A 2059-nucleotide genomic window follows, 5' to 3' on the forward strand; every position below is an offset into this window, starting at 1 on the left:
CCACCTCAGCCTGCCGCAGCAGCCCGATGATCTGCTCCGCCGTGTGACGCTTCCTTGGCATCACTGCCCCCTTCCAAGGAGGCCAACTCTCTCATCACAGATGGATCCCAGGCAGGGGGGAAGGTCACCCCTCCTCGGCCCGCCGGCGCTCGGTAATGTCCTCGGAGACGCAGAGCAGGAAATGTGGTTGGCCGTTCTCGCCGGCCACCGGGACCTTCGCCGTGCGGAGCAGGCGCTGCCCATGGTGCGGCGTATCAATTGGCTCCTCCTCCACAACGAGAGGCTGGTTGGACTCGAGAACCTTCTGGTCGCAGGCGACAAAGAATTCAGCCTGCTCTCTTGGGAAGAAGTCATGATCGGTCTTGCCGGTAACCTCCTCGTGCCGAAGGCCGAGCATCTCCCCGGCGGTACGGTTCATCAGCACGAAGCGTTGCTCCGGTGCTTCCTTCACGAACACACTTGTAGGAATGTTTTCGACCACCTGATCGAGGAACGCGCGGGTCCGCCGCAGCTCGGCCTCGGTGCGCAGGCGATCCGTTATGTTCTCAAGCAAGACTACGCACCCATGAATCACGCCGTCTGGATCGCGCAGCGACGCTGCCGAAAAGCTGATATCGATGATGGTGCCGTTCTTGCACTGCCGGCGCATCGGCATGCCGCTGAGTGTCTCGCCGGCAAGCACGCGGCGGAGCTTGGCCTCCGCGGCGGGGCGGTCCTCCTCCGGGACCAAGGCGGTGTAGGGCCGCCCGATCATTTCCTCGGCGCAGTAGCCGAAAATCTGCTCGGATGCCTGATTCCAGAGTTGGAAGCGGCAATCCATGTCGAGTGTCATGATGGCGACCGGTGAGGCGTCGACAACGGCGGCCAGCGTCTTACGCTCCTGGAGCAGGCGCAGTTCGGCTTCGGCTTCCGCCCTGGCGGCGTTTGCCGCCTGCAGGAGTTCACGGCCTCGGGCCTGACGAACGGCGAGCAGAACGCCGCCTGCAATGGCCAGAATGAGCAAGGCCGCTGCGGCGCCTAGATACTTGGCTTGGTCTTTCCAATCCCGTAGCGCGGCGTCAACCGTGTTAGTAACGTTCACAACGGCCGGATAATGTGCCAGATCTCGGGTCGCTATGAGCCGATCCCGTCCGTCAATCTGACTTACCTGTCGCACGACCTCGCGGTCGGCACCCGCCTGGATCCTGCGGAATACTCCACTGTGGGCATAAGATCGTCCGATAGCCGGAGCGCTGTTGGGGTGCCGTGCCAACAAGATCCCGTCGCGACGAAAGAGCGAGATGCTGCTGTCGTCCCCCAAAGCCACGGATCGGAAGAAATTCTCGAAATACCTGAGCTCGATGGCGCCCAGAACGAGCCCGAGGAAGCCTCCGTCGGGTGCGCTGAAGCGCCTGGCGATGTAGATGGTCCAGGTGCCCGTACCGCGATTGGGTACCGGCTCGCTGATAAAGCGCTGGAGTGTAGGATTGGCCTTCAGCGCCTTGAAGTAGTCTCGGTCCGATACATTGACGGGTGGAATCGGCCAGTAGCGGGAGAAGTTCAGCAGAGTGCCATCAGCATCGATCAGGGTGATTGCATCAAGCTGTGGCAGTGCCGCAATGCGGGTGCGGAGCTGGCGGTGAACGTCCTCCGTGGTCATCTGCCGGCGATAGTCCTCGACGCTGATGATGCCGAGGGATTCCATGTCCTCGAGCAGGGAGGTCTGGACCAATTCGGTAGATTGAAGGGTCCGGTCGACCAGGTCCGACAGAACCAGGGCCAGGCTTTCAAGCTTGCCGGATTCAGCCGCAATCGCACGCGCACGAAGGTCCGACAGCAGCGGCCAAGTGCCCAGGGCCACGACAGCCGAGAGCGCCATCCCACCAAAGACCAGCCATCGCGCAAGAGGCATACGGGGAGTCGGGGACGCAGAGTCTTTGGGTTGCAATGTTCTGAACCGCCCCGGGTTTGCCGGAGGCAGGGGAGTTTGAGTCAGGCTGCCAGCGCAACCTCCTGCTGGCTGGCATAGTAGCGCGCCTCAGCTTCGGCGGGTGGGATGTTGCCGATCGGCTCGAGGAGG

1 protein-coding gene is annotated in these 2059 nt (G+C 62.5%); it reads right to left on the reverse strand.

The features are described 5' to 3' along the window. Positions 1-124 precede the first annotated feature (124 nt). Complete coding sequence (locus H7965_RS29635) at positions 125-1858, reverse strand: PAS domain-containing protein (protein ID WP_186774062.1); 1734 nt, start codon at positions 1856-1858, stop codon at positions 125-127. Positions 1859-2059 lie beyond the last annotated feature (201 nt).

Source organism: Siccirubricoccus deserti (genome assembly GCF_014283215.1).
In the GTDB taxonomy this organism is placed as follows: domain Bacteria; phylum Pseudomonadota; class Alphaproteobacteria; order Acetobacterales; family Acetobacteraceae; genus Siccirubricoccus; species Siccirubricoccus deserti.

Bases quoted from the DNA above. Each gene is read 5' to 3' on its own strand.
- H7965_RS29635 (WP_186774062.1), bottom strand. From the start codon at position 1,858: ATGGCGCTCTCGGCTGTCGTGGCCCTGGGCACTTGGCCGCTGCTGTCG.